Annotated in this window: 12 protein-coding genes; 4 read left to right on the plus strand and 8 right to left on the minus strand. The window is 64.7% G+C overall.

From position 1 onward, the window contains the following. Positions 1 to 10 precede the first annotated feature (10 nt). From LB535_RS14135 to hisS, 5 genes are all read right to left on the minus strand, one after another. A complete protein-coding gene (locus tag LB535_RS14135) occupies positions 11 to 634 on the minus strand; it encodes a poly-gamma-glutamate hydrolase family protein (RefSeq protein ID WP_224632623.1) in 624 nt (207 codons plus the stop codon). Between the two features lie 10 nt (positions 635 to 644). Beyond that, positions 645 to 2,405, minus strand: coding sequence for an AMP-binding protein (locus LB535_RS14140; RefSeq protein ID WP_224632624.1), 1,761 nt, complete (start codon positions 2,403 to 2,405; stop codon positions 645 to 647). 87 nt (positions 2,406 to 2,492) lie between these two features. Then, complete coding sequence (gene hisG, locus LB535_RS14145) at positions 2,493 to 3,194, minus strand: ATP phosphoribosyltransferase (protein WP_224632625.1); 702 nt, start codon at positions 3,192 to 3,194, stop codon at positions 2,493 to 2,495. Further along, positions 3,191 to 4,309, minus strand: coding sequence for an ATP phosphoribosyltransferase regulatory subunit (locus LB535_RS14150; RefSeq protein WP_224632626.1), 1,119 nt, complete (start codon positions 4,307 to 4,309; stop codon positions 3,191 to 3,193). Before LB535_RS14150 ends, hisG begins: the two co-directional genes overlap by 4 nt. Before the next feature lie 178 nt (positions 4,310 to 4,487). After that, positions 4,488 to 5,984 (minus strand): histidine--tRNA ligase, encoded by a 1,497-nt coding sequence (gene hisS / locus LB535_RS14155; protein ID WP_224632671.1) that lies wholly within the window; start codon positions 5,982 to 5,984, stop codon positions 4,488 to 4,490. A gap of 326 nt (positions 5,985 to 6,310) precedes the next feature. Between hisS and LB535_RS14160 the strand changes: the two genes are divergently transcribed. Both LB535_RS14160 and LB535_RS14165 read left to right on the plus strand, forming a co-directional pair. Continuing rightward, a complete protein-coding gene (locus LB535_RS14160) occupies positions 6,311 to 6,547 on the plus strand; it encodes a hypothetical protein (RefSeq protein ID WP_095769977.1) in 237 nt (78 codons plus the stop codon). 145 nt (positions 6,548 to 6,692) lie between these two features. After that, a complete protein-coding gene (locus tag LB535_RS14165) occupies positions 6,693 to 6,956 on the plus strand; it encodes a hypothetical protein (protein ID WP_224632627.1) in 264 nt (87 codons plus the stop codon). 202 nt (positions 6,957 to 7,158) lie between these two features. Here LB535_RS14165 and LB535_RS14170 read toward each other — a convergent pair whose 3' ends face one another. Further along, positions 7,159 to 7,797, minus strand: a complete 639-nt coding sequence (locus LB535_RS14170; RefSeq protein ID WP_224632628.1) for a DNA-3-methyladenine glycosylase I — start codon at positions 7,795 to 7,797, stop codon at positions 7,159 to 7,161. 213 nt (positions 7,798 to 8,010) lie between these two features. Between LB535_RS14170 and LB535_RS14175 the strand changes: the two genes are divergently transcribed. Together LB535_RS14175 and LB535_RS14180 are read left to right on the plus strand one after the other, a co-directional pair. Continuing rightward, the gene (locus LB535_RS14175; RefSeq protein ID WP_224632629.1) at positions 8,011 to 8,751 is read left to right on the plus strand and encodes a L,D-transpeptidase; all 741 of its coding nucleotides are present in this window, start codon (positions 8,011 to 8,013) and stop codon (positions 8,749 to 8,751) included. Between the two features lie 358 nt (positions 8,752 to 9,109). Next, positions 9,110 to 10,030: a bifunctional 5,10-methylenetetrahydrofolate dehydrogenase/5,10-methenyltetrahydrofolate cyclohydrolase gene (locus LB535_RS14180; protein WP_224632630.1), complete on the plus strand. Its 921-nt coding sequence runs from the start codon at positions 9,110 to 9,112 to the stop codon at positions 10,028 to 10,030. On the opposite strand, the gene glcF is transcribed toward LB535_RS14180, so the two are convergent. Together glcF and LB535_RS14190 are read right to left on the minus strand one after the other, a co-directional pair. After that, the gene (glcF, locus tag LB535_RS14185; RefSeq protein WP_224632631.1) at positions 10,031 to 11,356 is read right to left on the minus strand and encodes a glycolate oxidase subunit GlcF; all 1,326 of its coding nucleotides are present in this window, start codon (positions 11,354 to 11,356) and stop codon (positions 10,031 to 10,033) included. It lies immediately after the preceding gene. 64 nt (positions 11,357 to 11,420) lie between these two features. Further along, positions 11,421 to 12,638, minus strand: coding sequence for an FAD-binding protein (locus LB535_RS14190; RefSeq protein WP_224632632.1), 1,218 nt, complete (start codon positions 12,636 to 12,638; stop codon positions 11,421 to 11,423). Positions 12,639 to 12,803: the final 165 nt, after the last annotated feature.

The raw sequence follows: 12,803 nt of genomic DNA on the forward strand, positions 1-12,803 counted from the left end.
CTTGCAGCATTCAAAACATGATTGGAGACCGGGCGCCGTTCATGGCGTCGAATGTCTCGATGGCGTTGCGAACCGCCCCACAGAATTTTTCCAGAAGTTCCGGCTCGTTGCCCAGTCGGTGGCGCAGCGAGAAAGGCACTTCCAGCTGCGCTCCCTTCCCCGTCAGCCCGCGATTCACGATGTTCGAATCCTGGATACCGGGAAAGGGATGATTGTCTCTTTTTGTCTGGAAACCGGCCTCCTGCAGACGCCCGGCTATCTCTGAAACCAACGCGGCGTCCTTGCCGCCCAGATAGACTGTCGAAAAATCGTCGCGATCCTGACGGCCGTGGATAGCGACGACGGTGGACTTCGTCCGCAACAGTTCGAGCGCGGTTGCCTCGTCAAAGTTCCTGGACGTTATGTGCAGCTCCCGGTTGCTTTCCGGCATGAGCCCTTCAAAGCAATACATATCGAGATCGGCCCCTGCTATCGTCTCGGTGATCAGGGAGGTGCGAGGCTCGATCTTACCGCCATGCGGGGCCATGACGATGGCACTTCCGGTTCGCGCGCCCCGCCGGACGACGATGCGATAATCCACGTTTTCAATTTTGGCGGCTCTCAGCGCCGCGAAATTTGGAAACTCGTTGTCCATAGATGCCGTTTCACGCCGTCTTCTGCGCCACCAGCCCGAGCTCCTCCACCATCGCCTCGCGCATCAGGAACTTCTGCGGCTTGCCGGTCACCGTCATCGGCAGCTCGGCGCGGAAGCGGATGTAGCGCGGCACCTTGTAATGCGCGATCTGGCCGGCGCAGAAGGCCTTGATCTCCTCGGCGGTGGCGATCTGATCGGGCTTCAGCACGATCCAAGCGCAGAGCTCCTCGCCATATTTGTCGTCCGGGATGCCGAAGACCTGCACTTCCTTTATTTTCGGATGGCGGTAGAGGAATTCCTCGACCTCGCGAGGGTAGACGTTCTCGCCGCCGCGGATGACCATGTCCTTCACCCGGCCGACGATGTTGCAATAGCCCTCGGCGTCGATCGTGGCGAGGTCGCCTGTGTGCATCCAGCCGTCGACGTCGATCGCCTCACGGGTCTTTTCGGCGTCGTCCCAATAGCCCTTCATCACCGAATAGCCGCGCGTGCAGAGCTCGCCCGGCTCGCCGACCGCGACGGTGCCGCCGTCGGCGCCGATCGCCTTGACCTCGACATGGGGGTGGATGCGGCCGACGGTTGAGACACGCTTTTCCAGCGGATCGTCTACGCTGCTCTGGAAGGAGACGGGACTGGTCTCCGTCATGCCATAGGCGATGGTCACCTGGCTCATATGCATCAGCGACACCACCTTCTTCATCACCTCGATCGGGCAAGGCGAGCCGGCCATGATGCCGGTGCGCAGGCTGGAGAGATCGAAGCTCGAAAAATCCGCATGGTCGAGCATGGCGACGAACATGGTCGGCACGCCATAGAGACCGGTGCAGCGCTCCTGCGCCACCGCTTTCAGCGTCACGCCGGCATCGAAGCCTTCGCCCGGGAAGACCATTGTCGCGCCTTTCGACACGCAGCCCATCGTGCCCATCGACATGCCGAAGCAGTGATAGAGCGGAACCGGAATGCAGAGCCGGTCTTCGGTGGTGAGTTTTATGGCCGAGGTGACGAAATTGCCGTTGTTGACGATGTTGGAATGCGTCAGCGTCGCGCCTTTCGGCGCGCCGGTCGTGCCTGAGGTGAACTGGATGTTGATGGCCTCGCCGGGCTTCAGCCCTTCGGAGATGCGGTCGAGGCTGTCATGCTCGTCGCGACCGGCCATCGCGAGCACGTCGCCGAAATTGAACATGCCGGGCGAGTTGTCGTCGCCCATCCGGATGACTATTTCCAGCGCCGGCAGTTTCTTAGCCTTGAGCTTGCCGGGCTCCGCCTTGGCGATCTCCGGCGCCAATGTCTCGATCATGCCGAGATAGTCGGAGGTCTTGAACTGCGCGGCGGTGACCAATGCCTTGCAGCTGACTTTGTTCAGCGCGTATTCGAGCTCGGTCAGCCGGTAGGCCGGGTTGATGTTGACCAGAATCAGGCCGATGCGGGCGGTGGCGAACTGCGTCACCAGCCATTCCCAGCGGTTCGGCGACCAGATGCCGACGCGGTCGCCTTTTTCGAGGCCAAGCGCCAGGAAACCGGCGGCCAAGGCGTCGACCGCATCCGACAGCTCGCTCCAGGTGAAACGCTTGTCCTGGCCGACGAAAACGGCGGCGTCGAGCGTCGCGTATCTGCTCACCGTATCGGAAAACAATTCCGGAATGGTCTTGTCGAGCAGAGGCACCGAGCGGTCGCCCGACACATGCGCCTTGCCGCCAACCGGAGCAATGAAGCTGTTGCGCGTCTTGCGCAGATTGGTGGCGTTCATGAGCTCGTCGAGTTTGATCGCCATCGCCGTTCTCCTCCCGGGATAAGCCAGCCTATCAGCCGATGGGGACGGTGGAAATCCGTCAATGGTCCCCCCTCTGCTTGAGGGCGCTCAGGGAGGAGGCAGGACGCTCATCTTCGCGGCGATGTCGCGCAAGACCGCTTCGTCGGCCGCATCGCGCTGCTTCTTCGAAGCAACCAGACAGGCCCGCGACTTCAGGATCACACCGTCGCCCAGCACTTTGAGGTGGTTGGCGCGCAGGGTCGAGCCGGTGGTGGTGATGTCGACGATGACGTCGGCCAGCCCCGCCGCCGGCGCGCCTTCGGTGGCGCCGAGGCTTTCGACGATGCGGTAGACCTGAATACCGTGCTTGAGCGAAAAGAACTGCTGCGTCAGCCGCCAGTATTTGGTGGCGATGCGCAAGCGCCGGCCATGGCGCTGGCGAAAATCGGCGGCGACGTCATCGAGGTCGGCCATGTTGTCGACGTCGAGCCAGATGTCCGGCACCGCCACCACGACATCGGCATGTCCGAAGCCGAGGCTCGCGACGATCTCGGCGCGCGCCTCCCAGTCGGCGAGGTTCTCGCGCAAAAGGTCCTCGCCGGTGATGCCGAGATCGACCGCGCCCTGGCCGATCTCGCCGGCGATCTCGGACGCGGACAGGAAGGCCACCTCGACATTGTCGAGACCGTCGATGCGGGCGCGATACTTGCGGTCGTCTTCAGGCAGGCTCACGGCCAGGCCGGCCCTGGCCAGCACTTCGAGCGACTGCTCCTTGAGACGGCCCTTCGAGGGGATCGCCAGCGTGATCATTTGGCGCTCTCCCGCAAGGTTTCGATGCGATCGAGCCAAACCGAGAAGCCGACCCCTGGAATCGGCTTTTTTGCTCCCAGCAGCGTCAGCAGCCGGTCGTAGCGGCCGCCGCCGACCAGCGGGCGATCGCCATCCTGGACCGCGATCTCGAAGACAAGGCCGGTGTAGTAATCCAGCGGGCGGCCGAAGGCGGCGTCATAGCGGATTTCTGCCGCCGACAGCCCATGCGCCTCGATCGCCTTGGCGCGGGCGGCGAAATTCTCCAGCGCCGGTCCCAGCGACAGGCCGGCATCGGCGGCGAATTTTTCCAGCGCCGCGGTCGCGTCGCTGAGCGCGACGTCGATCTCGAGAAAGCCTTTCAACGCCGAGAACGCCTCGTCGGACAGCCGCACGCTGCGCAACTGCGCTTTCTCGATCAGCCGGCGCGCGATGTCGGCAGGCGCGCGGCCGGATGACGCCGACAGCCCGGCTTCCTCCATGCCGTCGGCAATATGCGCGGCAAGGCCTTCCGCATCGCCGTCGAGCACCAGGAGCGCCACCGGACCGGAAAGCTGACTGTTGCGCGGCGGATTGGCGAGATCGGCAAGGGCGGCCTCCAGCATCGGCGCCGAGCCGAAGGCGCGCGCCAGGCGCATGCGCCAGCCGCGCGGCAGGCCGAGCGCGGCCAGCACCGCCTCAAACAAGGTCTGGTCGCCGAGCGTGACGGCGAGCTTCCGGCCGGGCAGCACTAGCGACAGCAGCGCATGCGCGTCGGCCAGCGAGCGGGCATCGGCGGCGGCCGTGTCGCGGTCGCCGAGATCCTCGATGCCGGCCTGGAAGAACTCGTTGTCGCCGTCGCGGCGCTGGCGGAACACTTCGCCGAGATAAGAATAGCGGCGCGGCGTGCCAGCCTGGCTGGCGATATGATCGAGGCAGACCGGAATGGTGAATTCGGGCCGCAGGCACAGCGTCTTGCCGGTCTCGCTTTCGGTCAGGAAGATGCGGCGGCGCAGGTCTTCACCGGCCATGTCGAGGAACGGGTCGGCAGGCTGCAGCACGGCGACTTCCACGGCGTGGGTTTCGCGGGTGGCGAATAGTTCGACGATGTCGCCGGCGATGGCGGGGCGGGTGGTCATAAAGCGCCACCTCCCCTTCCCCCCTTGCGGGGGAAGGTGTCGCCGAAGGCGACGGATGAGGGGTGCTCCAGCGGAGTGAGACGTTGGCGTACCCTGGAACACCCCTCATCCGTCTCGGCGCTCCGCGCCGATCCACCTTCTCCCACAAGGGGAGAAGGAAAGGACAGCGCAGTGCCCGTCACTTCGCCCGCTCCTCAGCCTGCGCCGCGAGTATCTTCTTCACCTCGCCAACCAGTTCGCTCTCCGCCACCGTCACCTGCGCCGGCCTTGCCGCGCGCCATTCGGCATTGTCGGCGATCTCGGCCGACAGGCGCGCGCCTTCGATCAGGTCCTTGATCTGCACCTCGCCTTTGGCGCGCTCGTCGCCACCCTGGATGATGGCGACCGGGCTGCCGCGACGGTCGGCATATTTCAGCTGCGCCTTCATGCCGGCGCCGCCGAGATACATTTCGGAGCGGATGCCGGCGGCGCGCAGGTCGGCAACCATCTTCTGGTAGCGGCCGAGGCTTTCGGTGTCCTTGTCCATGACCAGCACCACGACCGGCGCGATAACATCGGAGGCGTCGAGCTTGCCGAGGTTCTTCAGCGCCGTCATTAGCCGCGAAACGCCGATGGAGAAGCCGGTCGCCGGCACCGGCTCGCCGCGGAAGCGCGAGACCAGCCCGTCATAGCGCCCGCCCCCGCCGACCGAGCCGAAGCGCACGATTTGGCCTTCGTCATTGGGGATCTCGGCCAGCAACTCGGCCTCGAAGACCGGGCCGGTGTAGTATTCGAGGCCGCGCACGACGGAGCGATCCATCACAATGCGGTCTTCGCCATAGCCAGCGGCTCTAACCAGCGCCTCGATCGTTGCCAGTTCGCCGACGCCTTCCTGATAGACAGCGTTGGCATTGACGCTTGCATCCTGGGCGGCCTGCCCGTTCCTTGCCGTTGCCAGAAGAACCGCCTCACCTTGCGTGTCGTTCAATCCGGCGCCCTTGGCGAAGTCGCCCTCGCCTTCCTTGCCGCCATCCCAACGGCCGGGACCAAGCAGGAGTCTGACGCCTTCCGGCCCGAGCTTGTCGAGCTTGTCGATGGCGCGCAGCACGGTCAGCCGGCGGCCGGCATTCTGGTCGCCGCCAAGCCCGATCGCCTCCAGCACCCCATCCAGCACTTTGCGGTTGTTGACGCGGATGACATACTCGCCGCGCTTGATGCCGAGCGCTTCCATGACATCGGCCATCATCATCGCCATCTCGGCGTCGGCGGCGACGCCCGGCGTACCGATGGTGTCGGCGTCGAACTGCATGAACTGGCGGAAGCGGCCGGGACCAGGCTTCTCGTTGCGGAACACCCAGCCGGAGCGGTAGCTGCGATAGGGTTTTGGCAACCTGTCGTAATTCTCGGCGACGAAACGCGCCGTCGGCGCGGTCAGGTCGTAACGCAGCGACAGCCACTGGTCGTCATCATCCTGGAAGGAGAACACGCCTTCGTTCGGCCGGTCCTGATCGGGCAGGAATTTGCCGAGAGCATCGGTGTATTCGATCATCGGCTGGTCGGCCGGCTCGAAACCGTAGAGTTCATAGACCGAGCGGATGGTCGCCATCATCTTCTCGACGGCACGAATATCCTCGGCGCTGCGGTCGGCAAATCCGCGCGGCAGCCGCGCTTTCGTCTTTTCCGATTTGTCGGCCATGGGATCGGTCTTTCTGGTCAATGGGCGCGCGTTTCCTAAACGATGCCGCTTGGAGCGGCAAGGGTTAGCGCCTCTCCTTCGCCTTGCGGGAAAAGGTGGATCGGCGCGATAGCGCCGAGACGGATGAGGGGTGTTCCAGCCGAGCGAGACGTCGGCATTCCCTAGAGCACCCCTCATCCGGCCGCTTCGCGCCACCTTCTCCCACAAGGGAAGAAGGAAAAACTGAAACAAACCACGCGAAAAACGAAACAATTCCGCCGTCGGCGCGGCATGCTGCCGACACAATCGGCGACCATAAAGCGCGTCAAAACAAGGGTTCGGGGACCATGACGACGGCTAACGACATTATCGAGAGCGGCACATCGGCCAGGCTGCGGCCGGCCGGCGGCTTTATGCTCAAGCCGGCCCAGCAGCCGGCCGGGCCGTTCGAGGTCGCGGCCGAGGCGCGCAAGCCGACCGTGCGCGACGCGCTGGTGACTGGCCTGCTGGTGATCTATCCGGCCTTCGCGGCGGTGGCGGCGATCATTGCCGGACTGTTCCTGGCCGGCGCCGGCAGCGTCTGACTTTCACTCAACGATCGGGGATCATCATGCATCTGCAATTCGCGTACGCGCTTGCCGGCGCGCTAGCTGTTGGCGCGACGAGCGCGGCCAACGCCTGCCAGCCGGGCGATGCCCGTCTTGCCGGCCATATTACCTGAACGGCGTCATGGAGGTCGGTTCAGAACTGCTGTTGAAGAAAGACGGCAGCTTTGAATTCGCGCTCGCCTATGGCGCCAACGACCAGTACGGCAAAGGCTGCTGGGTGCGGAAGGGCTCGACTGTCGAGGTCATCCCGGCAGGCCGCAGCTCCGCCTCCACGCATCATACGCCCGACGACAGCGGCTTCAGCGGACTGGTGCTGACGGTGTCCGGCTCCAGTCTGGTCTGGGACATCAACGGCAGCGGCCATAAGGGCAGGTTCGAGAAGTAGCCTCTTCTCCTTCTCTCCCTGTGGGAGAAGGTGGATCGGCGCGTTAGCGCCGAGACGGATGAGGGGTGTTCCAACGAAGTGAGACGCTGGCAATCTTGCCGTCTCTTCCGGCGGAGTGAGACGCTGGCATTCCCTGGAACACCCCTCATCCGGCCGCTTCGCGGCCACCTTCTCCCGCAAGGGGAGAAGGAAGAAAGCACCCCTACTTCGGCCGCTTCAGCTTCTTGCGCTCTTTCTCCACCTCTGCCCGGCAGTAGCAGCCTTCGAGATGGTCGTTGACCAGGCCCATCGCCTGCATGAAGGCATAGACCGTGGTCGGGCCGACAAAGCTCCAGCCGCGCCTCTTCAATTCCTTCGATATCCTGACCGACACCGCCGTCGTCGGGTTAGCGCGCAGATGCGCCAGGTCGACGATTTCGGGCCGCTCGGCCGGACCCGGCTCGAACTTCCAGAACCAGGCGGCAAGCGAGCCGAACTCGTCGACCATCTCGCGGGCGCGTTTGGCGTTGTTGATGGTCGAAACGATCTTGCCGCGGTGGCGGATGATGCCGGCATTGCCGAGCAGGCGCTCGACATCCGCGTCGGTGAACGCCGCCACCTTGTCGAAGTCGAAACCGGCGAAGGCCTCGCGGAAATTCTCGCGCTTGCGCAGGATGGTCAGCCACGACAAGCCCGATTGGAAGCCTTCGAGGCAGATCTTTTCGAACAGCCGGCGATCATCCGTCACTGGCCGGCCCCATTCGTGATCGTGGTAATGAAGATAGTCCGGCAAATTGCCGTGCCAAAAGCAGCGTGCCTTGCCGTCGGGGCCATCGAGAATACCGGCATTTTCAGTCGCCATCGTCAGCAGATCCATTTGTTAATGCGCTTCAGCGCCGCTTTTACCGTGGCTTTACCAGATTCCTGAACCGGCCGGTAACCACACCAAAAGGTTTACTGACAAAGCGGCATTTTACGCATTCCGATTCATGTTTTGCTTGCCGCTCCGCGCCAAGGATCGCGAAACCGAGGGCGCCCTCGCCGCCCCGGATGAGTTCGATCAAGGTGCGTTCCCATGAAGACAGCGTTTTGTTCCCTGCTCGGCGCGGTGGCCATTCTTGCCGCCGGCGCCACGACTTCCCTTGCCAATGACCGCTATGCCGATGTGCCGCCGGTGATGGTAAGCCCCGATCTTTCGGCGCCTTGGGTGCTGCAGCTTGGCCACGCGCCGGGCATCGTGCGCCCGACGCGGCAGGCAACGCAGCAGTCGCTGAGGCGCCTGTTCCAGGCGCAGCCCGACCGGCAGAAGACGGCGGCCGTGCAGCAGCCGGCCAAGCGCATGGTGATGCGGCCGCAGATCAATCCGGTCTACCTGCCGCAGGAAGTCGCCTATGACGGCCCTGCGAAGCCGGGCACCATCGTCATCGATACGCACCAGAATTTCCTCTTCCTGATCGAGAAGAACGGCAAGGCGCGCCGCTACGGCGTCGGCACCGGCAAGCCCGGCTTCGAATGGTCGGGCACCCACAAGATCACCGACAAGAAGGTCTGGCCGGACTGGCGCCCGCCCGCGGAGATGATCAAGCGCGAGGCGGCCAAGGGCCGCTACCTGCCGACCTATCTTGCCGGCGGCATCGAGAACCCGCTCGGCGCGCGCGCGCTCTATCTCGGCACCACCGAATACCGCATCCACGGCACCAACCAGCCCTGGACGATCGGCGGCGCGGTGTCTTCCGGCTGCATCCGCATGCGCAACGAAGATGTCGTCGACCTTTACGAGCGCGTGAATGTCGGAACGACGGTCGAGGTGATATAATCGCAGCGAATCAGCTGGTTAGACGGCGCAGTACTTTTTGTCTGATGCTGTTGCAGCCAAGTCATAGTGCCATCCTGCGGGATGTGCTTTAACCAGCGAAGGGGTTTACGGGGGACGGGCCGTGTGGGGATACGGCCAGTCGCGAAAAGGCAGCGCAGGGAAACCGCGCTGCCTTTTTCGTTTTTTGTTTTTTTCCATGCATGAGGTGGCAAGTCGCCCCGAAAGCAGGGCATTTCGTTTCCGGGGCTGATTTCCCGGCGCTCCTCTGCTATTGCAGTGCACAAATCTTGATAGTCACGCAATTCCGGACGGCAGTGCGCCCTTCCTTGAATTGCCTCAGAAGGCAGAGGTGCCAGCCATGACCCGGACCGACGACAGCCGCTACCTGAAAGGCGGCCCGGTTGCCCAGCGCATCATCGCTTCGGTGCGCGACGATGCAGCGATCGCCACGGCCGAAGGTTTCCCGCCGAAGCTGGTCTCGATCACCGTCGGCGATACCGCAGCGGTCGATGTCTATGTGCGCAACCAGCGCGCCAAGGCAGCCCTTGCCGGCATTTCCTTCGAGGAGCGGCGCTTTTCCGCCGACATCACCGCTGGCGAGCTGGAAGCGGCGATCCACGGCCTCAATGCCGATCCGCGCGTCACCGGCATCATCATCCAGCGGCCGGTGCCAGCGCATATCCCGATCAAGACGCTGCAGGCGGCGGTGCATCCGCTGAAGGACGTCGAAGGCATGCACCCGGCCTCGATCGGCAACATCGTCTACAACCAGCTCGACCTGGCGCCCTGCACAGCGGCGGCCTCGGTCGAACTGCTCAAGGAGACCGGCCTCGAACTCAAGGGGCTGGAAGTTGTCGTTGTCGGCCATTCCGAGATCGTCGGCAAGCCGATCGCCTTCCTGTTGATGAGCGAGGGCGCGACGGTGACGGTGTGCCACCACATGACGCGCTCGCTGGCCGCCCATGCGCGGCGCGCCGATGCGTTGTTCGTCGCCGTCGGCAAGCCGCGGCTGATCAAGGCCGACATGGTGAAACCGGGTGCCGCCGTCATCGACATCGGCATCAATTCCGAGGTCGGGCCCGACGGCGAAACCCGTATTGTCGGCGACGTCGACACCGACAGCGTCAAGGAAGTGGCTTCCTGGATCACGCCGGTGCCGGGCGGCGTCGGCCCGCTCACGGTCGCGATCCTGTTGCGCAACACCATGGTGGCGCTCAACCGCCAGCGCGCGCTTTACCGGGCGACCTATGGCGTGCCGGACCAGCTCGCGGCGGAGTAATTATTCGGCAGCGATCAAACCGCTGTCAGAAACACCTTCCGGCTTCGAACCGCCATAGGCCCAGTCGAGCAGCTTGATCGTGTGCACGACCGGCAACTTCGCGGCGGACGCGATCTGGGTGATGCAGCCGATGTTGCCGGTGGCGACGACTGAAGCGCCCGTCGCTTCGATGTTTTTGACCTTGCGGTCGCGCAATCTAGCCGAAATGTCGGGCTGCAGGATGTTGTAGGTGCCGGCCGAGCCGCAGCACAGATGCCCCTCGCGCGGCTCGCGCACAACGAAGCCGGCCTTGGCCAGCAGCTCCTTCGGCTGGCGCGTGATCTTCTGGCCATGCTGCATCGAGCATGCGGAGTGATACGCGACGACCGTGCCCGGCCTGCGCGCCGGCTCGGGAAGGTCGAGCGCGGCGAGGTATTCGGTGATGTCTTTGGCCAATGCCGAGACGCGCGCCGCCTTTTCGGCATAGGCGGAATCGAGGCGGAGCATGAAGCCATAATCCTTGATCGTCGTGCCGCAGCCGGACGCGGTGATGATAATAGCGTCGAGCCCGCCCTGCTCAATGGCGCGCATCCAGGCGTCGACATTCTGTCTGGCCGAGGCAAGGGCCTGATGCTCGCGGCCCATGTGATGGACGAGCGCGCCGCAGCAGCCCTCGCCCTGCGGCACCACGACCTCGACGCCGAGCCTGGTCAGCAAAGAGATGGTCGCCTCGTTGATCGCCGGATCGAGCACGGACTGCGCGCAGCCGGTGAGGATCGCGACGCGGCCGCGCCTTGTGCCTTTCCCGGCATGCGCGGCCGGCTTCGCCGTCGGCGATGCCGGCGGGATCGCCGATGGCGCGAGCTTCAGCATGGCCGCCACCGGCCTCAGCGCCGGCAGTTTCTCGAACAGGCCGATGAACGGCCGGCCGAACCCGGCGAGCTTCAGCGCGGCGCGGAAGCGGTTCGGGTAAGGCAGCACGAAGGCTAGCATGGCGCGCGTCAGCCGGTCGAGCAGCGGGCGCTTGTAGGTTTCCTGGATATGAGCGCGGGCATGGTCGACCAGATGCATGTAGTTCACGCCCGAGGGGCAGGTCGTCATGCAGGCAAGGCAGGACAGGCAGCGGTCGATATGGGTGACGATCTCCTTGTCGGCCGGCCGGCCGTTCTCCAGCATGTCCTTGATGAGATAGATGCGGCCGCGCGGCGAATCGAGCTCGTTGCCCAGCGTCACATAGGTCGGGCAGGTGGCGGTGCAGAAGCCGCAATGCACGCATTTGCGCAGGATCTTTTCCGATTCCGCGACATGCGGGTCGGCAAGCTGCGCGGCGGAGAAATTGGTCTGCATATCGCCGTCTCTGTTAGACGCAATTCCGGACGGAAAACCGTTTCACACTTTTCCTGGAATTGCTTTAGGCCATGCGGCCGAGGTTGAGAATCTGCTTCGGGTCGAACTCGGCCTTGAGCCGCGCCGAAAGCGCGGCCAGATGCGGCGGCTGCGGCTCGAACACCGGCAGCGCCGCGCGATGCGGTGCGGCGGCGCGCACCAACGTCGCATGGCCGCCGCCATGCTGGCGGATCAGTCCGCGCAGCAGCCCGGCTTCCGGATCGTCCTCGCGCATCGACAGCCACACCAGACCGCCCTGCCAGTCATAGAAGGCGTCGGCCGCCGCCTGCATGCGCAGCGCCATCACCATATGATGCGCCTCGGACGGGGCCATCGAGACACGCCAAACCGGCCGCGCGCCGCCATCGACGAAGGGCCGGCAATCGCGGATGTCGCGCCAGATCGCCTTCGAGGCCTCGCCGGCGATCTCCTCGAGCGGCCCGGCCTTGCCGAGCAGCCGCTTCAGCGCCTCGATGCGATAGACGACCGACGGGCCAAATCCCTCGACGCGCAACAGCGTGGCAGCATCGCTGCCATGCTTGCCGCCGGCAACCCTCGCGGCGATCCGCTCCGGCAGATGCGCGGCGCTCGAAACCTCGGCGCTGGAGCCGAGCGCCAGCGCCATGGCGGCGACGGCGGCATCGTCGAGCAGGCCGCGTATGGCCAAGGTCACTTCCGTTTCCGCGGCCGGCAGGACCTTGAAGGTGACGTCGGTGAGCACGGCCAGCGTGCCCCAGCTGTTCGCCATCAGCTTGGAGAGGTCGTAGCCGGTGACGTTCTTGACCACGCGCCCGCCGGACTTGAAGGCTTCGCCGCGGCCGGAGACGGCGGCGACGCCGAGGATGTGGTCGCGCGCCGCACCTGCCTTGAGGCGGCGCGGGCCGGACAGGTTCGAAGCCAGCACGCCGCCGATGGTGCCGTTCCTGTCCCCTTGGCCCGGCTCGCCGCCGAGCAACGGGCCGTAGTCCATCGGCTCAAACGCGAATTGCTGGCCGTTTTCGGCAAGCAATTTTTCGATCTCGGCGAGCGGCGTGCCGGCCCTGGCCGACAGCACGAGCTCGGCCGGTTCGTAGAGGGTTACGCCGATGAGGTGCGACAAGTCGAGTGTGTGTTCGGTTTGTAATGGGCGGCCGATGCCGCGCTTCGAGCCATGGCCGAGGATCTCGAGCGGCGTTTCCTCGGCGGCTGCCCATTGGATGGTGGAGAGGGTTTCGGCGGCAGTGGAGGGGGTGAAGGTGGTCATGAGCGGGCGCCTTTCCTCGCCCCAGCGAGGCCAGGGCAATCGCATATGGCAGCGCTGCCCCCTCTCCGTCCGCTACGCGGACACCTCTCTCCCATTTCATGGGGGCGAGGAAACACCGACCGCCGACGTTGCGACCTTGGAAAGCTTGGGTTCCTCGCCCCCGCA

It is taken from the genome of Mesorhizobium sp. CA10 (assembly GCF_020165285.1).
Taxonomy (GTDB): Bacteria; Pseudomonadota; Alphaproteobacteria; order Rhizobiales; family Rhizobiaceae; genus Mesorhizobium.

What these genes read in the sequence shown, in the direction of transcription:
- LB535_RS14135 (WP_224632623.1), bottom strand. Translation starts at nt 634, where the DNA reads ATGGACAACGAGTTTCCAAATTTCGCGGCGCTGAGAGCCGCCAAAATT.
- LB535_RS14140 (WP_224632624.1), bottom strand. Translation starts at nt 2,405, where the DNA reads ATGGCGATCAAACTCGACGAGCTCATGAACGCCACCAATCTGCGCAAG.
- hisG (WP_224632625.1), bottom strand. Translation starts at nt 3,194, where the DNA reads ATGATCACGCTGGCGATCCCCTCGAAGGGCCGTCTCAAGGAGCAGTCG.
- LB535_RS14150 (WP_224632626.1), bottom strand. Translation starts at nt 4,309, where the DNA reads ATGACCACCCGCCCCGCCATCGCCGGCGACATCGTCGAACTATTCGCC.
- hisS (WP_224632671.1), bottom strand. Translation starts at nt 5,984, where the DNA reads ATGGCCGACAAATCGGAAAAGACGAAAGCGCGGCTGCCGCGCGGATTT.
- LB535_RS14160 (WP_095769977.1), top strand. Translation starts at nt 6,311, where the DNA reads ATGACGACGGCTAACGACATTATCGAGAGCGGCACATCGGCCAGGCTG.
- LB535_RS14165 (WP_224632627.1), top strand. Translation starts at nt 6,693, where the DNA reads ATGGAGGTCGGTTCAGAACTGCTGTTGAAGAAAGACGGCAGCTTTGAA.
- LB535_RS14170 (WP_224632628.1), bottom strand. Translation starts at nt 7,797, where the DNA reads ATGGCGACTGAAAATGCCGGTATTCTCGATGGCCCCGACGGCAAGGCA.
- LB535_RS14175 (WP_224632629.1), top strand. Translation starts at nt 8,011, where the DNA reads ATGAAGACAGCGTTTTGTTCCCTGCTCGGCGCGGTGGCCATTCTTGCC.
- LB535_RS14180 (WP_224632630.1), top strand. Translation starts at nt 9,110, where the DNA reads ATGACCCGGACCGACGACAGCCGCTACCTGAAAGGCGGCCCGGTTGCC.
- glcF (WP_224632631.1), bottom strand. Translation starts at nt 11,356, where the DNA reads ATGCAGACCAATTTCTCCGCCGCGCAGCTTGCCGACCCGCATGTCGCG.
- LB535_RS14190 (WP_224632632.1), bottom strand. Translation starts at nt 12,638, where the DNA reads ATGACCACCTTCACCCCCTCCACTGCCGCCGAAACCCTCTCCACCATC.